Genomic DNA, 16315 nt, shown 5'->3' with positions numbered 1-16315 from the left:
ATGTGCCCATAAAAAAAGAAAATTTTAATGTTGTCTGGGGGACAACATCAATTATTATTTAACTTTAACCTTACCCTTAACGATGTTTGAAACATATGTTGCAGAGTACTTGTATTTTTTACCCTTCTTAAGTTTCTTGGTAACTTTTTTCTTAATAGTCACTTTGGCAATACCTTTGCTGTTGGTTTTGGCAGTGTATTTTTTGCCCTTGAACTTGAAGACGATCTTCTTGCCCTTGATGGCTTTGCCGTTGGACCATTTGAGTTTAGCCTTAAGCACTAGTTTTTTGCCTTTTTTGACTTTAACAGTCTTTTTGACAAGTTTGAGGGTTTGTTTTACCACAAGCTTGTTTGAAACCTTGGTCAACTTGTATTCTGCTGTTACAGTGTATGTCTTAGGATTCAAGTTGATTTGGAGTCTTGCGTATCCGTCCTTGTCAGTTCTGCAGGAGTAGTGGATAGTGTTGACATATATGTCCACGAATTCACCTTCGCCTACAGGTTTGCCGTCATCTCCAATTGCAAGCACAGTGTAATAAGTTCCGTCACGGAAGTCCATTGTAATGTCCTTGTTTTCAAGCAAGCGTTTCACGATAGTTGTTGTTCTAGTAGTTTGCTCGCCGGTTACAGGGTTTATAATGGTTACATCATATTTGCCAACATCTAATTTAGAGGTATCAAGGTAAGCGATTCCCTGACTGTCTGTCTTGACAGTGTATGTCTTGCCGTTTACAATGAATTGAACTTCAGTGTTTTCAAGCACGTGTCCTGTCTTGTCTAGGAACTCTGCCTTGTAGTCGTATGGACTGTTCCATCCTCTTGTGATGTTTTCAGCATTGATTGACCTGAATACTGTCACGGACTTGGTAATGTCTTGAGGTTCGTACTGATCATTACCGCTGTATGAGATGTTCACGTCATGGGTTCCTTCGCTCACTCCAGGGATTGTGATTATGTTTTCTCCTCCGGTTACAGAAACGGTTTTTGTAATGTTTCCGATAGTTACAGTCACGTTACCGTCTCCGCCTTCAGGAATGGTTACTTTAACTTGCACATCTTCACCGACAGGCACGTTTTCAACTTCGGCCGCAATGTTCGGAGGCACTTTGCTGCTTGAAGCGTGGAAGTCTTTTTGTGTGGAGTTTCCTAGGTATTTTTCATCACCAAGGTAATTCACAATAGCTGTGTAGTCTCCGCTGCTCTTGATTGGGATTGTGACTGACTTGTCGCCTGCAGTCAGGTTGATTCCGTAATCAACACCGTCAACATTGACTATCACATATCCTGTTGCATCATCCGGCAAGGTTACTGTTATTGTAGCCTGGCCTGAAGTGGAGTTGTCCACTTCTACGGAGATTGGAGCAGGGTTCTTGTCTACTGTGAAGTTTGCGGTTGTTGAGTTCAATACGTAATTGTCGTCTCCGGCATAGGTTGCGGCAACTGTCTTGTTGCCTGAAAGCAGCCCGTCAACTTCAAATACTGCCTTACCGTCAGTTATTTCCTTGGAGTATGTCTTACCGTTGATTTCAATAGTTACCTCACCGGTAGCGTTTTCAGGAACATTCACGGTTACGGTGGTTGTTTCATCAACTTTGCCTGGAACCACTTCAATGCTCATTGGAGTTTCGTATTTCGGAATTGTCACATTGGCTTTAGTAGATGCGCCGGTGTGGTTTTCATCACCGGAGTAGGCAACATCAATCTCATGCACGCCAGGTGTTGCATTTGTGAGTGTCACAACGGCTGTGCCGTTGACGACAGTTGCATTGTAGGTTTCATCACCAATCTTGACTGTCACATTGCCCTCTTTACCTGGAACAGTAATCACCACAGTACCATTGCCTTGGTCAACCACTTTAATGTCATCAGGACTGGTTTCAGCAGGTTTGACTGTCAATGAAGTAGTTGTATTTGCAGGCATGTACTTGTCATCGCCGTTATAGGTCACTTGAACCTCATGTTCACCTACATGAACATCCGGAACGATTATTTCGTTTTCACCGCCGGTAATAGGTACGGTTCTGGTAATGTTTCCGATAGTTACGGTCACATTGCCTGTTGCATCTTCAGGAACGGTCACCTTAATCACAGCAGGATCGCCAACTGTAATGTTGTCTGCGCTAGCAGTGATTTCAGCATCGGCCACCTTGTTGACAAGGACTTTAGCAGTGCCGTTTGAACTGGACAGGTACTTGTCATTTTCAAGCAAGGTCACTTTAACGTCATATGTGCCGTTAGCAAGGCCATCCACTTTGAGTTGACCTGCGCCGTTGGTTACATTTACGCTGTAGTCCTTACCGTCAATGGTTACAACAGCAGTTCCATTGTAGTCACTTGGACCTTCAATGACTATTGTTGCGGTTTCATCAACCTTAATCACATCACCAGTGACGTTTACGCTTGATGCCACTTTATCCACTTTAAATTGAGCAGTGGTTGAGTTTGCAAGGTATGAGTCATCACCGGCGTAGCTTGCAACAACTGTCTTGTTGCCTGCTGTTAATCCTTCAATTTCAAAGACTGCTTTACCGTCAACAGGTTTTACAGAGTAAGTTTTACCGTCAATTTCAACTGTCACATTACCAGTGACGTTTTCAGGAACGGATACAATTACTTTAGTGACGTTTCCAACAACTGTTGCATTTACTTCAATGCTCATTGGAGTTGGGTGTTTTGGAATTGTCACTGTACCGTTTGTAGCCGCACTGGTGTAGTTTTCATCACCAGAGTATGTTGCAGTTATGTCATAGGTTCCAGGAGTCTCATTGGTCAAGTCGAATGTAGCTGTTCCGTTAACAACAGGAGCAGTGTAGTTGGTACCGTTGATTGTAATGGTTACATTACCGGTTGCATCCTTAGGAACAACAACCACAACAGTGCCGTTACCTTGATCTACAACTTTGATGTCAGCAGGGTCGGTTTCAGCCGGTTTGACTGACAGTGGAGTAGTTGTATTAGCAGGCAGGTACTTGTCATCACCATTGTAGGTCACTTTAACATCATAGTCACCAACTGGAACGCCAGGAACGATTATTTCATTTTCTCCACCAGCAATAGGTACAGTTCTTGTGATATTACCAATGGTTACTGTCACATTACCGGTTGCGTCTTCAGGAACAGTCACCTTAATCACTGCAGGATCACCGACAGTGATGTTATCTGCACTTGCTGAGATTTCAGCATCAACAACCTTATTTACAAGCAGTTTGACTGTATCGTTGACGCTTTGGAGATAATTGTCATTTTCTAAGTAAGTTACGTTAATGTCATATGTGCCGTTAGCAAGTCCGTTGATTCTGAGTTGGCCCACACCGTTTGTCAATGCAACGCTGTAGTTCATGCCATCCACATTAACGATAGCAGTACCGTTAAAGTCACTTGGACCTGTAATGTCTATTACTGCAGTTTCATTTACATTGATTGGGTCTGCAGTCACATTTACGCTTGAGGCACGTTTTGTGATATTGAATGAAACAGTTGAGCTGTTTCCATAATACTTATCATTTTCATATACTGTAGCTGTAACAGTGTATTCACCAGCAGGAAGAGCTGTTGTATCAATAACAACCTTGCCGTTTTTAACTGCGTATTCTTTGCCGTTGATTGTCACAACAGCTGCAGTGTTGTTTGTCAAGGTTATTTCGAAGTCGTCACCGACATAGTGGCCAGGAACTTCATCCACTTTGACTGTGGAGTTGTGTTTGATTACAGTAAACATTGTTGAATTTGAAGCAGCAGTGTAGTAATCGTTTTCGCCAACCTCAGCAGTTATAGTGTAGTTACCAGCAACAGTGCCGTTGAAGCTGTAAACACCATCAACAGGAGTGATTTCAACGCCATTCACTTTGACGACCAAAGTAGCATTGCTGTTTGTAGTGACTGTGAATGTCAGGTTATTGTCGATTTCAATAATGTTGTCCGCTGTGATAATCACTGTAGCGGTTGTTTTATTGACCACATTGAATTCAGCGCTTGTTGCATTCACTGGGTTGTACTTGTCATCGCCAGTGAAGTAAGCTTTAGCTGTGTATGTGCCGACAGGTAATGTCACATTCAATTGAGCAACCTTATCAACAATAGGGACAGTGTAGTTGTGTCCGCCAACCTCGATGATGACAGATCCACTGGTTACATTGCCCATTGTAACTGTAATTGTAGCGTTCTTGCCAACAACAACATCAACATCAGGAACAGCAATGCTTTCAATTGTAGCATTGTGTTTGATGATGTCAAACTCTTTAGTAGTGCTGTTAGCATAATACTTATCGTTTTCAGCGATTGTAGCAGTTACAATGTAGTGTCCTGCAGGCAATTCTGCAGTGTTTACATTGACTTTGCCGTCAACAACAGCATACTCTTTACCGTTGATTGTTACAACAGCAGCAGTATTATTTGTAATAATTATATCAAAGTTAGATTCAATCTCATATACTGAACCAACATCAATAGCTACAGTGGAGTTATGCTTGATCACTGTGAATGCTGTGAAGTTAACTGCAGCAGTGTAGTAATCGTTTTCAGCAACTTCAGCGGTTATAGTGTAGTTGCCTGCAACAGTGCCGTTGAATCTGTATTTGTCATCTGCACCTTTAACAACTTCAACACCATTCACTTTAACGACCAGTGTAGCGTTACTGTTAGTTGTGACAGTGAATGTCAAGTTATTGTCGATTTCAATGATGTTATCAGCTGTAATGACCACAGTAGCAACTGTCTTGTTGATTACGTGGAATGCATCGCTTTGAGCATTGGTATCATTGTACTTGTCATCACCTGGGTAGTATACTTTAGCAGTGTAGTCACCGACAGGTAATGTAACTGTTAAAGTTGCCACACCTTCTTTGATAGGTACAGTGTAGTTAAGTCCATTTACTTCAATTAGGACACTGCCGGTTTCAGCATTAGCCATTGTAACTGTTATTGTGGTATTATGACCGTCCACTGCAGTTACAGGAGTTACAACAACGCTTTCGATTTCACTTGCATGTTTGTAAACTGTGAATGCTGTGGAGTTTTCAGCAGCAGTGTAGTAATCGTTTTCAGCAACCTCAGCAGTTATAGTGTAGTTTCCTGCAACAGTGCCGTTGAAGCTGTAAACGCCTCCAACAGGAGTGATTTCAACACCATTCACTTTAACAACTAATGTAGCATTGCTGTTTGTTGTGACTGTGAATGTAATGTTATTGTCAATCTCAACACTGGTTGGAGCAGTGATATTTACCCAAGCGACGGTCTTGTCAACAACATGGAAAGTGTTGCTTGCATTATTGGATGCATTGTAGTAATCGTCACCTGAGTAGTATGCCTTAGCTGTGTAGTCGCCGGCAGGCAGGGCCACATTCAATTGAGCGACATGATCTGTGATTGCAACAGTGTAGTTGACTCCATTCACTTCTATGATTACACTACCGGTTTCATTGTTTGCCATAGTGACTGTTATTGTAGTGTTCTTGCCTACAACAACGCTTTCAGGAGCTGCAACAATTGTTAAGTCTGATGCCTTTTTGACAATGTTGAATGTTTTTGAAGTTGCATTTGCAAAGTACTTGTCATTTTCAGCCACGCTAGCGGATACTATGTATTCACCAGCAGGCAATTTGCTTGTATCAATTATGATATTTCCATTTGTATCAATTAAGTATGATTTACCGTTAATGGTTACATTAACAGCAGTATTGTTTTCAATTGTAATATTGAATATGTCTCCAACGTAATATTGTGAGTCTACAGTGATATTTACGCTTGAGGCACGTTTTGTGATATTGAATGAAACAGTTGAGCTGTTTCCATAATATTTGTCATTCTCATATACTGTGGCTGTGACTGTGTATTCTCCGGCAGGCAATTTGGTAGTGTCAACAACCACTTTGCCGTCAGCAACTGGATATTCCTTACCGTTGATTGTCGCAACAACAGATGTATTATTTGTAATAGTTATATTGAATTCATCACCTGCAAAGTGATTTGGAACCTCATCAATGCTTACGGTTGAGTTATGCTTGATTACAGTTACGGCAGTTGAGTTGAATCCTTCATAGTAATCATCGGTTTCAGCAGATCTTACAATGATTGTGGCAGTTCCTGCAACAGTTGCATTGTAAGTGTACTTGCCGTCTTTAAGCTCAACAGTCACTCCGTTTACGGTTACGTTTACAGGAGTTGAGTTTGTGACTGTGAATGTGATATTATTGTCAACCTCAACAACTTCAGGAGCGTTGATGATAATTATTGGCATCTCTTTGTCTTTGACTGTGAATTCGTCACTTGTAGCATTTACTGGGTTGTACTTGTCATCTCCAAGATAGTATGCTTTGGCAGTGTATTCTCCAATAGGCAGGGTCACATTCAATACTGCAACATTATCAGTGATTGCAACAGTGTAGTTGTGTCCGCCAACCTCAATAATGAGAGATCCGCTGGTTACATTACCCATAGTCACTGTAATAGTAGCGTTTTTACCTAATCCCACATCAACAGTAGGCACAACAACGCTTTCAATAGTAGCATTGTGCTTGATGATATTGAATTCCTTGGTAGTGCTGTTAGCATAATATTTATCGTTTTCTGCAATAGTAGCAGTCACAATGTAGTGACCAGCAGCCAATTCAGTAGTGTCAATAACAACCTTACCGTCAGCAACTGGATATTCTTTACCATTGATTATCACAACAACAGCAGTGTTGTTAGTAATAGTTATATTAAAGTCAGATTCAATCTCATAGACCTCACCAACAGTTATTGAAACAGTTGAATTATGTTTAATTACTGTAAAGACTGTTGAATTTGAAGCCTGAGTGTAGTAGTCATTTTCTGCAACTTCAGCAGTAATAGTGTAGTTACCGGCAACAGTGCCGTTAAAGCTGTAAACACCATCAACAGGAGTGATTTCAACACCATTCACCTTAACAACCAAAGTAGCATTACTGTTGGTAGTCACAGTGAAAGTCAGGTTATTGTCAATTTCAATAATTGAATCAACAGTGATATTTACCCAAGCGACAGTCTTATCAACGACATGGAACTCATTGCTTGTATTGGTTGACGCATTGTACTTGTCATTTTCCAGGTAGTACGCTTTAGCTGTGTAATCGCCAACCGGCAAGGTCACATTCAATACTGCAACACCGTCTTTAATTGCAGCGGTGTAGTTGACTCCGTTCACCTCAATTATGACATTGCCTGTTTCATTTCCAGCCATTGTGACTGTGATTGTAGTGTTTTTGCCTGCAACAACGCTTTCAGGGCTTGCAACAATTGTCATTCCGGAACTGTTCTTAATAACTCTTAAGGAAGTTGAGTTAATGTTTGAAGTGTAGTTCTGATCTCCTTTGTAGAACACCACAACATTATGGTTTCCGCTAGCCAATCCTGTTACATTTAATGAAACGGAACCGTTAGTGAGTGTTCTTTCAAATATTTGACCGTCCACATATATTGTTACGTTTCCGGTTGCATTGCCTGATACTGTTACGTTTATTGTAGCATTGTCACCAACTAAAACTGGTGAATTTACTTCAATGTTAATTGTTGGAGTTGCCTGATCGATTCTGAAATCATCTGTAGTTGATTTGTTGGTGTAGTTCTCATCACCAGGATAGTATGCGGTTACTGTGTGTGGTCCTGCTGAGAGGTTGCTTAATTTCAATTCTCCTTCACCGTTTGTTAAAACTACAGTATAGTTAACTCCATCAATTTCCAAGGTCACATTTTCTGTTACGCCTTCCGGCAATTTTACGGTGAATGTTGTGTTTTCACCATATTTGCCCGGTTCAACAGTTAATTCGATTTCCCAGTCATCAATCGGCAATACATGGAATATTGTTCCATTGTTATCTTTAGAAGTGTATATTGCATTGCCGTTGTATGTTACATTTACTTCATGAGGTCCGACTTTCAATCCGAATATGTTGTTTAGGACAGCCACACCGTTTGTGATGTTTACTGTTCCCTTGTTTATGCCATCGACATAGATGGTCACATTTCCGGTAACATCAGAAGGTAATGTAACGGTCACTGTGGCATTTTCGCCGACAGTGATGTTTGCAGCTGTCACATTCAATGTTGGGGTTGCCTTAGTTACATTGAACAGTGTTGAGTTAGCTGCACCATAATACTTCTTATCTTCACTGAAGACTGCAGTTACGTTGTATACTCCAACATTCAATCCTGATAACGGCAGGGTTGCAGTTCCATTTATAATTTCAACATAGTATGAAGTGCCGTTAACTGTTATGTTTAATATTCCTTCTGCATCTTCAGGAAGAGTGATGTTTATAACTTCAGTGTCTACGGAAGTGATGTTTGCAGTGCTTATCACTACGGTAGCATTGTATTTGATTACATTAAATGTATCTTCAGCCCAGGACGGAGCGAATATTGAAGTACCGTCATATGTGGCAAACACATAGTTTGTTCCATCTTTCAGCTCAGTTGCATTGAATTCGACGAAAGTTGAATTGCCTACGGTTTGCAAGGTCAATACATGAGGCACACCGTTAATGTAAAGTGTGACATTTCCTTCTCCTGCAGGAAGGATAGTTACCTTGATCGGAACTGTTTCATTAATGTAGTAGATTGTTTCGGAATCCACGTCAAGTACAAGAACGGTCTGTGTTTTTTCAGACACGTTAGCCAATGTTGAATTAGTGGCATTATAATAATTATTATCCCCATTATATGTTGTATTGACGGTATAGTTTCCAATTGGAAGACCGTAAATGATAGTCATTCCCTGACCATTGCCTAAGAATATGGTTGCAGTTCTGTCTTCAACCTGAATGGTTACATTTCCGGTCGCATCCGCAATTTCGTATTCTCCATCCATTACGATTGCTGAAACAACTAGATTATATCCTATGCCGGTTACATTAAGTAAAATAACAGGGGTGATTTTAGTTATTTCCAATATTGCAGTTGTATTTGATTTATCATATTTGGCATTGCCGTTGTAAACAACTGACAAGGTGTAATTGCCTGCCGGCAGATATCTATCTCCAATCAAAGTGGAGATATCCATGGACCCCCTGGAATTATCTAAAGTAATGTTTCCAAGGAAAACATCCTCAAGATAAACTGACACATTACCTGTGGCTCCCTGAGTCACATTTGCATAAATAGTTGAATTTGAGTGATATGTGGTTTTATTTGCAGACGCAGTGACCTCGGAGGCGGATCTTGTAGTGGATTTTATTATAGTGTAATATGTATCATCATTCAATTCAGCCTCGACATAAACTTCATGATAGTCAACACCAGGCAGAACTTCTGCTAAATTCAAGTAGACTTTACCGTCATTATCAGTTAAAATATACTGTTCGGTCAAGATGCCGCTATCTCCATATACTCTAACTGTAATGTTTTGGCCTCCTTCCGGAATATCCTGAATAGTTAAAGAATTTATCTGGGTTCTGGTTGCTCCGGAATTAACTTCACCGCTTTCGTCCCAGTAAGTTACATTGGTACAATATAATTTGCATCCTCCATTAAGGTATACGGCATTTAAGTATTTGTCCTTACCCTTGAATAGGATTTCAATTTCTCCACTGTCCTCATCGAAACCAATGTCGAGTGAACTTGAATTAGCCTGATTTTCCATCAGGTAAACATCAATTAAATCGATGTCCTTATCAGCCCAGATTGCTGAACCTACAAATGCCTTGTTGCCGGTCATGGAGACATTTTGAATGTTTACACCATTGGTGGTGATATAAATAGCACCTGCTCTTTCAAGTCCAGTGTTATTTATAAATTTCATGTTCTGAATCTTAATGTTTGCCTTATTCCAATACAACCCTCCACCATATGTAGCAGTGTTATTAATGAATGTTATATTATTATAAGTCATATCAGCGATAGTGTATAATCCACCACCATTGTCAGATGCAGTGCTGTTGGCAATTGTTGTGTTGTATATGTAGAATAGCTTATTAGCCCAGATACTTCCACCGTTACCGTTGGTAGCCTTATTGTTATCAAAAGTACAATTAATGAATTGTATATTTGTTCTAGTCTCTAAAACAGTGACTGCACCACCTTGATTTGCAGTGTTATTCCTGAAAGTTACGTTTTGGAATACTGCAAAGTCGCATTCTTTAACTTGAACCGCTCCACCACCGTTGGAATTCTGACCGATAGCTTGAGCGACATTATTCTCAAATGTGGTATTTACAATAAAAATTTCGCGTACATTATTATTAGACTGAATATATAATGCGCCGGCTTCTTTTTCAGAATAACAATTTATGAATTTGGAATTACTGATAGTGTATGGATCATAGGCTCTCATATAGATTGCTCCACCTTGAATCCAAACATTACCAGTATTAGTTGTGGTAATATAGTCTCCATCAAAAATACAATTATCAATTAATGCATAATGACATTTATCCCATAGAATAGCCCCACCATCTGCTTTAGTTGATGATTGAACGGAGTTATTGATAAATTGAGAATCTTTAATAGTGCCGTAATATCCTCCTTCAGACCAATAGATAGCACCTCCACCTCTGGTGTTTGAATTGGAGTTTGCATAAGCAACATTTTCTAAGAATATACAACCGATTATGGTGTTGTTTACTGAATTTTTTCCACCAAACCAGTACATAGCTCCTCCGTCACCTCTAGCTTCATTGCTTGTGAAATTGGAGTAGTATATATTTGAATATGAACCTGTGGAATACAGCGCACCACCATCAATATAAGCGTAAGCTCCTTTTACAGAAGATCCGGTAACATTAGCATAGTTACCATCCAAGTAAAGCGCACCACCTTGATAAGCACCTGCGTCCTCAAATTCAGAACCTATAATATTAGCATAATTACCTTTAATATATATAGCCCCACCTAAATTATCACTGCCATAAGTTCCAGATGTTGCATAGGTATTGTTGAAAGTTGAATTTATGACGGATGCATTTACACCATTAATATAAATTGCTCCTCCTTTCTGAGTAACGGAAGATGAACTGATATTTGAATTGGAAATTGTAGCGTTTACACCATTGATATAAAACGCTCCACCATTTAAGGCATAACTGTTACTGGTTGTTGCATTATCTATAACCGCATTTCTACCATCCACATAAACTGCTCCACCTTCTTTACCGTGGGCATCATCAAAGGTACAATTCATGATATGGGTGTCGTTACCTAAAATATAGATTGTTCCACCACCAGTAGTATAGTCTTTTCCGGTAATGACCTTATCCATTGAAACACTACAATCCTCAAAGGAGGATCCTGTAATGTTTACGTTATTACCTGTTACGAAAATTGCTCCACCTGCAATTTCTGCAGAAGTTTTCTTGAAGCTTGAATCTTCAATTGAGATATTTGAACCGATGATTGCCATGGTACCACCATTTGATGATGAATCACCTGAACTGATACCTTTATTGTCGTAGAATGTGAGGTTTCTTGCAATACCGTCATTACCTAACCAGTATATTGCACCACCGTCGTCACCTGCTTCATTATCATTGAATGATGAATTTTCTATTTCAAAACGTTCCCCAACGATTCTCAATGCAGCACCATCTTCAGTTGCGCGATTGTTATTTACATGGATGTTGCAGGCATAACCGTCGTTACCTGCCCAGTCAATTGCACCACCATACATTGCATCTGAACCTTCAATGGTTGCGTTTATGAGGCGGGTGTTGTTTCCGATAATGTCCAATGCTCCACCAATATTATCTGAAGAAACATCATTAACAGTACAATCATAGAATTGAACATTGGTAATGTTTACATTGTTACCTGTGAGGAACAGTCCTCCACCTTCAACTTCGGCGTAACCGTTTCTAACCTCAACCAAGTCAATTGTCATGTTTGAACCTGTTACAATTATGGTTCCTCCTTTGGAGTGGGATGTGCCTGCACTGATACCCTGGTTGCGGTTAGCGGTTAAATTGTATATCTTACCATAGTTACCGGTCCAATATACAGCTCCACCATCGTCACCTGCAAGGTTATCGTCGAATACAGTGTTGAGAAGTTTACATGAGTCACCTTCGATATATGCAGCACCTGCATCAGCTGCGTATGCTGTGTTGTCATCAAATGTTGCGCCGTCGATAGTTCCGTTGTATCCTCTCCAAACTACCGCACCACCTATACCTGTGATTGCCTCATTTGACTGGAATGTTGAGTTTAATATTCTTCCATTGACAGCTCCTCTGAAGAAGTTGACAGCTCCACCATTGGTTTCTGCCTTGTTTTGCTCGAAATTGGAATTGCTGACTGTTACGTTTGTACAGTTTCCTTCAACACTTCCCTGCAGGAATATTGCTCCACCACGGGCTGCAGCATAGTTGTTTGTGAAATTACATCCGTCAACAATACCGTTGGATCCTGTCCACATGACCGCACCACCGTCACCTCCGGTAGTGTTGAAACCGTATGAGCTTGATGCATTCACAAGACCTAATGCCTGGTTGTTTGTGAATGACGCATTCTTAATGGTACCATGTTCACCGTACCAGAATACAGCACCACCTGAACGGTTAGCAATGTTATTGTTGAAAGTAGCATTCTCTAAAACACAGTCATGAGCACCTTTATACCAGTCAACAGCACCACCGTTAACACCAGCAAAGTTATCATTAAAGATACCATTTGAAACTATCAAATTACTACAGTTACCTTCGGTACTTCCTTGCATGAATATAGCCCCACCGTTAACTTTAGCCCTGTTTTCATCAAAAGTACAATTATCAATGACACCATTAGCACCAGTCCACATGATTGCACCACCATGACCCCCGGTAGTGTTAATTCCAAATGAGTTTTCATACATCACATTACCTAAAGCCTTGTTTCCTGTGAAGTTGGAGTTTGATATCTCACCAACAGTACCGAACCAGAATACTGCACCACCTGATCTGTTAGCGGTGTTGTTTACAAATACTCCATATTTAACGTGCCCATTTTGAGCACCTTTGTGCCAGTCAATAGCACCACCGTTGACTCCGGCATAGTTATTTTCAAAGTAAACATGTGAAAATGTTGTGTTGGTACAGTTGCCGTGAGTACAGTTTTGCAGGAATACTCCACCACCACGTTGTGATGCGTTATTGTCAATGAATCTACAGTCATCAACAGTACCGTTGATACCAGACCATATTATTGCACCACCATCACCAAAGTTACCATGAGTATCAGTAATCAGTCCGTTAGCTGAGTTGTTAGTAAAGTTGGAATGTAATATTCTACCATTGTGACCATCCCAGAATATTGCACCACCATTTGATGCAGCAATATTATCCCTAAAGTTGGACATGGTGACCAGACCATCGTGAGCACATTCGTGCCAGTCAATCGCACCACCATTCAAACCTGCCTCATTACTGATGAAGTCACATGAGCTGAAAGTAGTGTTGATACAATCACCATCTACACTACCTTGCAGGAATACTGCTCCACCACGTTGAGATGCATAGTTATCAGTGAAAGTACAATTGTCCACAATACCATTTTGACCAGTCCACATAATAGCACCACCATCACCTCCAGTGGTATTATCACCATATGAACTAGGTGCCATCACATTACCTAAAGCCTTATTTCCAGTGAAGCTAACGTTAATAATTTCACCAGTGTCACCATACCAATATACAGCACCACCAGATCTATTAGCTATATTATCATTAAAAGTGGAGTTTACTATAATACCATTAAGAGCATACTTATAGAACTCAACTGCACCACCATTAATATTAGCAAAGTTATCATTAAATCTACTGTTGGCAATAGTTACATTATCACAGTTTTGTATAAATACTGCACCACCACGATTGGTAGCATTATTGCTTGTAAATGTAACATTATCAATGATACCATTATGTCCATCCCACATAATTGCACCACCATTACCAGTAGTATCCTCATCAGTACCTGCAGTATTATCAGTAAAGGTACTATTATAAACTCCCCAGTAAGTACCTTGTACTCTTAATGCACCAGCATCACCACTAGCACTATTATTAATGAAAGTTACATTAATCAGATTACCATTACTACCTGCTAAATATAGTGCACCTCCATCAATATTCGCAGTATTATTGATGAAAGTAGAGTCACTTAATGCATTACCACCAAGACTGCCTCTAGCATATAAATATAGTGCACCACCATAACTAGTAGCAGTATTATTAACAGCAGTAATATGATTCATAGGAGTTCCACTAGCTAAGTATATTGCACCACCATTCATAGCAGTATTATTATATAAGTATATATTTTCCAAAGTAACATCAGAAGTCATTGACCTGACCATGATAGCACCACCATTCCTATTAACTTTAGAATTGGTAATGTTCACATTGGTAAGTCTTGAGTTAGAACAACTAGCACTAACAAATATAGCACCACCTTCAGCATAAGCATAAGCATTATTAATATTAACTGTATCAATTACAGTATTAGGTGCAGACACATATATTGAACCTGCATCACCAATCTTCTCACCCATCATGGAGTCAACACCCTCTGCCACATCATCATTGAAATTACAATTAGTAATTGATGTGCTTCCTGTTCTGGCAGTAGTATATATTGATCCACCTGCAGCGGCAGCACTGTTATTGGTGAAATTGGAATTATTAATAATTAAAGAATTATAATTCATGGCATAGATTGCCCCTCCATAAGCATTACCTGAATTATTAATAAAATTACAATCATTAATTTCCAATGCATTAACATTATTAAAACTGTAAATAGCACCAGAAGTAACAATACCTGTATAATGTGCATTGACAAATGTAATATTATTCAATGTTACATCAATAGGAGTTCTAAGACCAGCCAAATAAAATACATTTTTAGCATTATCCCCGTCAATTATATGGCCGTTACCGTTAATAATCAAGTTTCTATTAATTTGGATTCCATAAGGTAACCCTGAATCTGAAGTAGCATTGTATTTATAATCTTTTGTTAATGTGACCTCTGTTAATGTTGGGTCACCGTTAATTGCTTCGTTAAGCTCTGTGAATGATCCTGCGCCATCATCCCCCAGCACCGTTTCGTTAGTATTGGAGAGTGGATATGATGAAAGATCATTACTTTGAGCGACAACATCAGTATCTTCCTGTGCTGTCAATATTGTATCATCTGTGTCGTTTACATCGACATCCACAGCAGATACTGCAGATATTGAGAAAATAACACATATGAGTAAACTTATTATTAATATCTCTTTCATGTTCATAATACACCTCCTCCACATTTATTACATGGAGAGTTTACCGTGATATTTATTTTAGATTATCATAATATAAATGTTTTACTTTAATCAATAATAAGGAAAAATTTAAAAAAATACAAATAATTAAAATCAAATATGAACATATGTTCATAAAATTGCCCATAAAATTTAGTTAATTTAGTTTATGCTTAATTGTTTAGGTGACTATGCAATTAGGCATGCCTAAATCTTTAAAGAATAATGCTTTTCACACTACATATTATACAGCAAATATCAAAAATTGAAATATTATATAAAATTACTATCAAAAATGAAAATTACTAAATAATATTTAACTTAATTGATGAAAATCCAGTGTTTACCCAGTGAAATCCAGAAATAATATACAAAAATTTTTTAAAAAACCTCAATAATGGGCATGAAAACTATATCAAAATTTAGAATAGTTGTTAGACAAATATTATTAAAATAAGAACAGGATTTAGAAAAAAAGAGCACATATAAAATTATTGTTCAAAGAAAAAAAAGAAAATTAGAAAAGTAATCCTATTTGATTACTTTACTTTTGATGATTTCCACTCTTTTGAGAGGGTAGATTTTTTTAGCGTTGTGGTAAATTTCAGATGCCAATTTACCGTTGACACATACATTTACTAATTCATCAAATGATTTTTCAGCAGCTGCTTCGATGAGTAAATCTTCAATGGTTTTTCTCATGTATCTTTGTTGGGAAGATTTAGCTCTTCTGATGGTTACTGCTAAAACTTGAAGTTTTAATTTGCGGTCATCTTTTGTTTTTACTACTGCGGAAGCGTCGATTCTGGAAGTTCCTCTTCTGATCATGCTTCTTACGTAATCAGTAGTGGTTTTGTGACCTGTGAATTTGGTGTTTGCGACAGTTCCTGCCACATTGTCAATTTCAAACCTGAGTTTGATGTATTGTTTTGAGAAGTCTCCGGTTAATTCCCTCATGGTAACTTCTACGCCTCTTCCAATGAGAAGTTCTGGATCTTTTGCTGGAGTTTCTCCAATTTCTTTATCTTCAAAGTTCACTGGTGTTTTAATAGTATACCAGGATTTTTCTTTCCATGTATCACGTACTCTACGT

At 39.0% G+C, this 16315-nt stretch carries 2 protein-coding genes; both read right to left on the bottom strand.

What is annotated here, in order from left to right; translation table 11 throughout:
• Window positions 1-54 precede the first annotated feature (54 nt).
• Window positions 55-15210, bottom strand: coding sequence for an Ig-like domain repeat protein (locus tag ILA26_RS03895; protein ID WP_292894259.1), 15156 nt, complete (start codon window positions 15208-15210; stop codon window positions 55-57).
• 543 nt (window positions 15211-15753) lie between these two features.
• Window positions 15754-16315 (bottom strand): 30S ribosomal protein S3ae (locus tag ILA26_RS03890; protein ID WP_292894257.1); only part of this gene is annotated, 562 nt, incomplete at its 5' end.

The sequence above is a fragment of the Methanobrevibacter sp. genome (genome assembly GCF_017940815.1).
Classification (GTDB): domain Archaea; phylum Methanobacteriota; class Methanobacteria; order Methanobacteriales; family Methanobacteriaceae; genus Methanocatella.
The sequence above is the reverse complement of the archived record's forward strand: the minus strand, read 5'-3'. Positions and strand labels throughout refer to the sequence as shown.

Excerpts from the sequence above, each read along its gene's own strand:
- ILA26_RS03895 (WP_292894259.1), bottom strand. The coding sequence starts at position 15,210 with ATGAACATGAAAGAGATATTAATAATAAGTTTACTCATATGTGTTATT.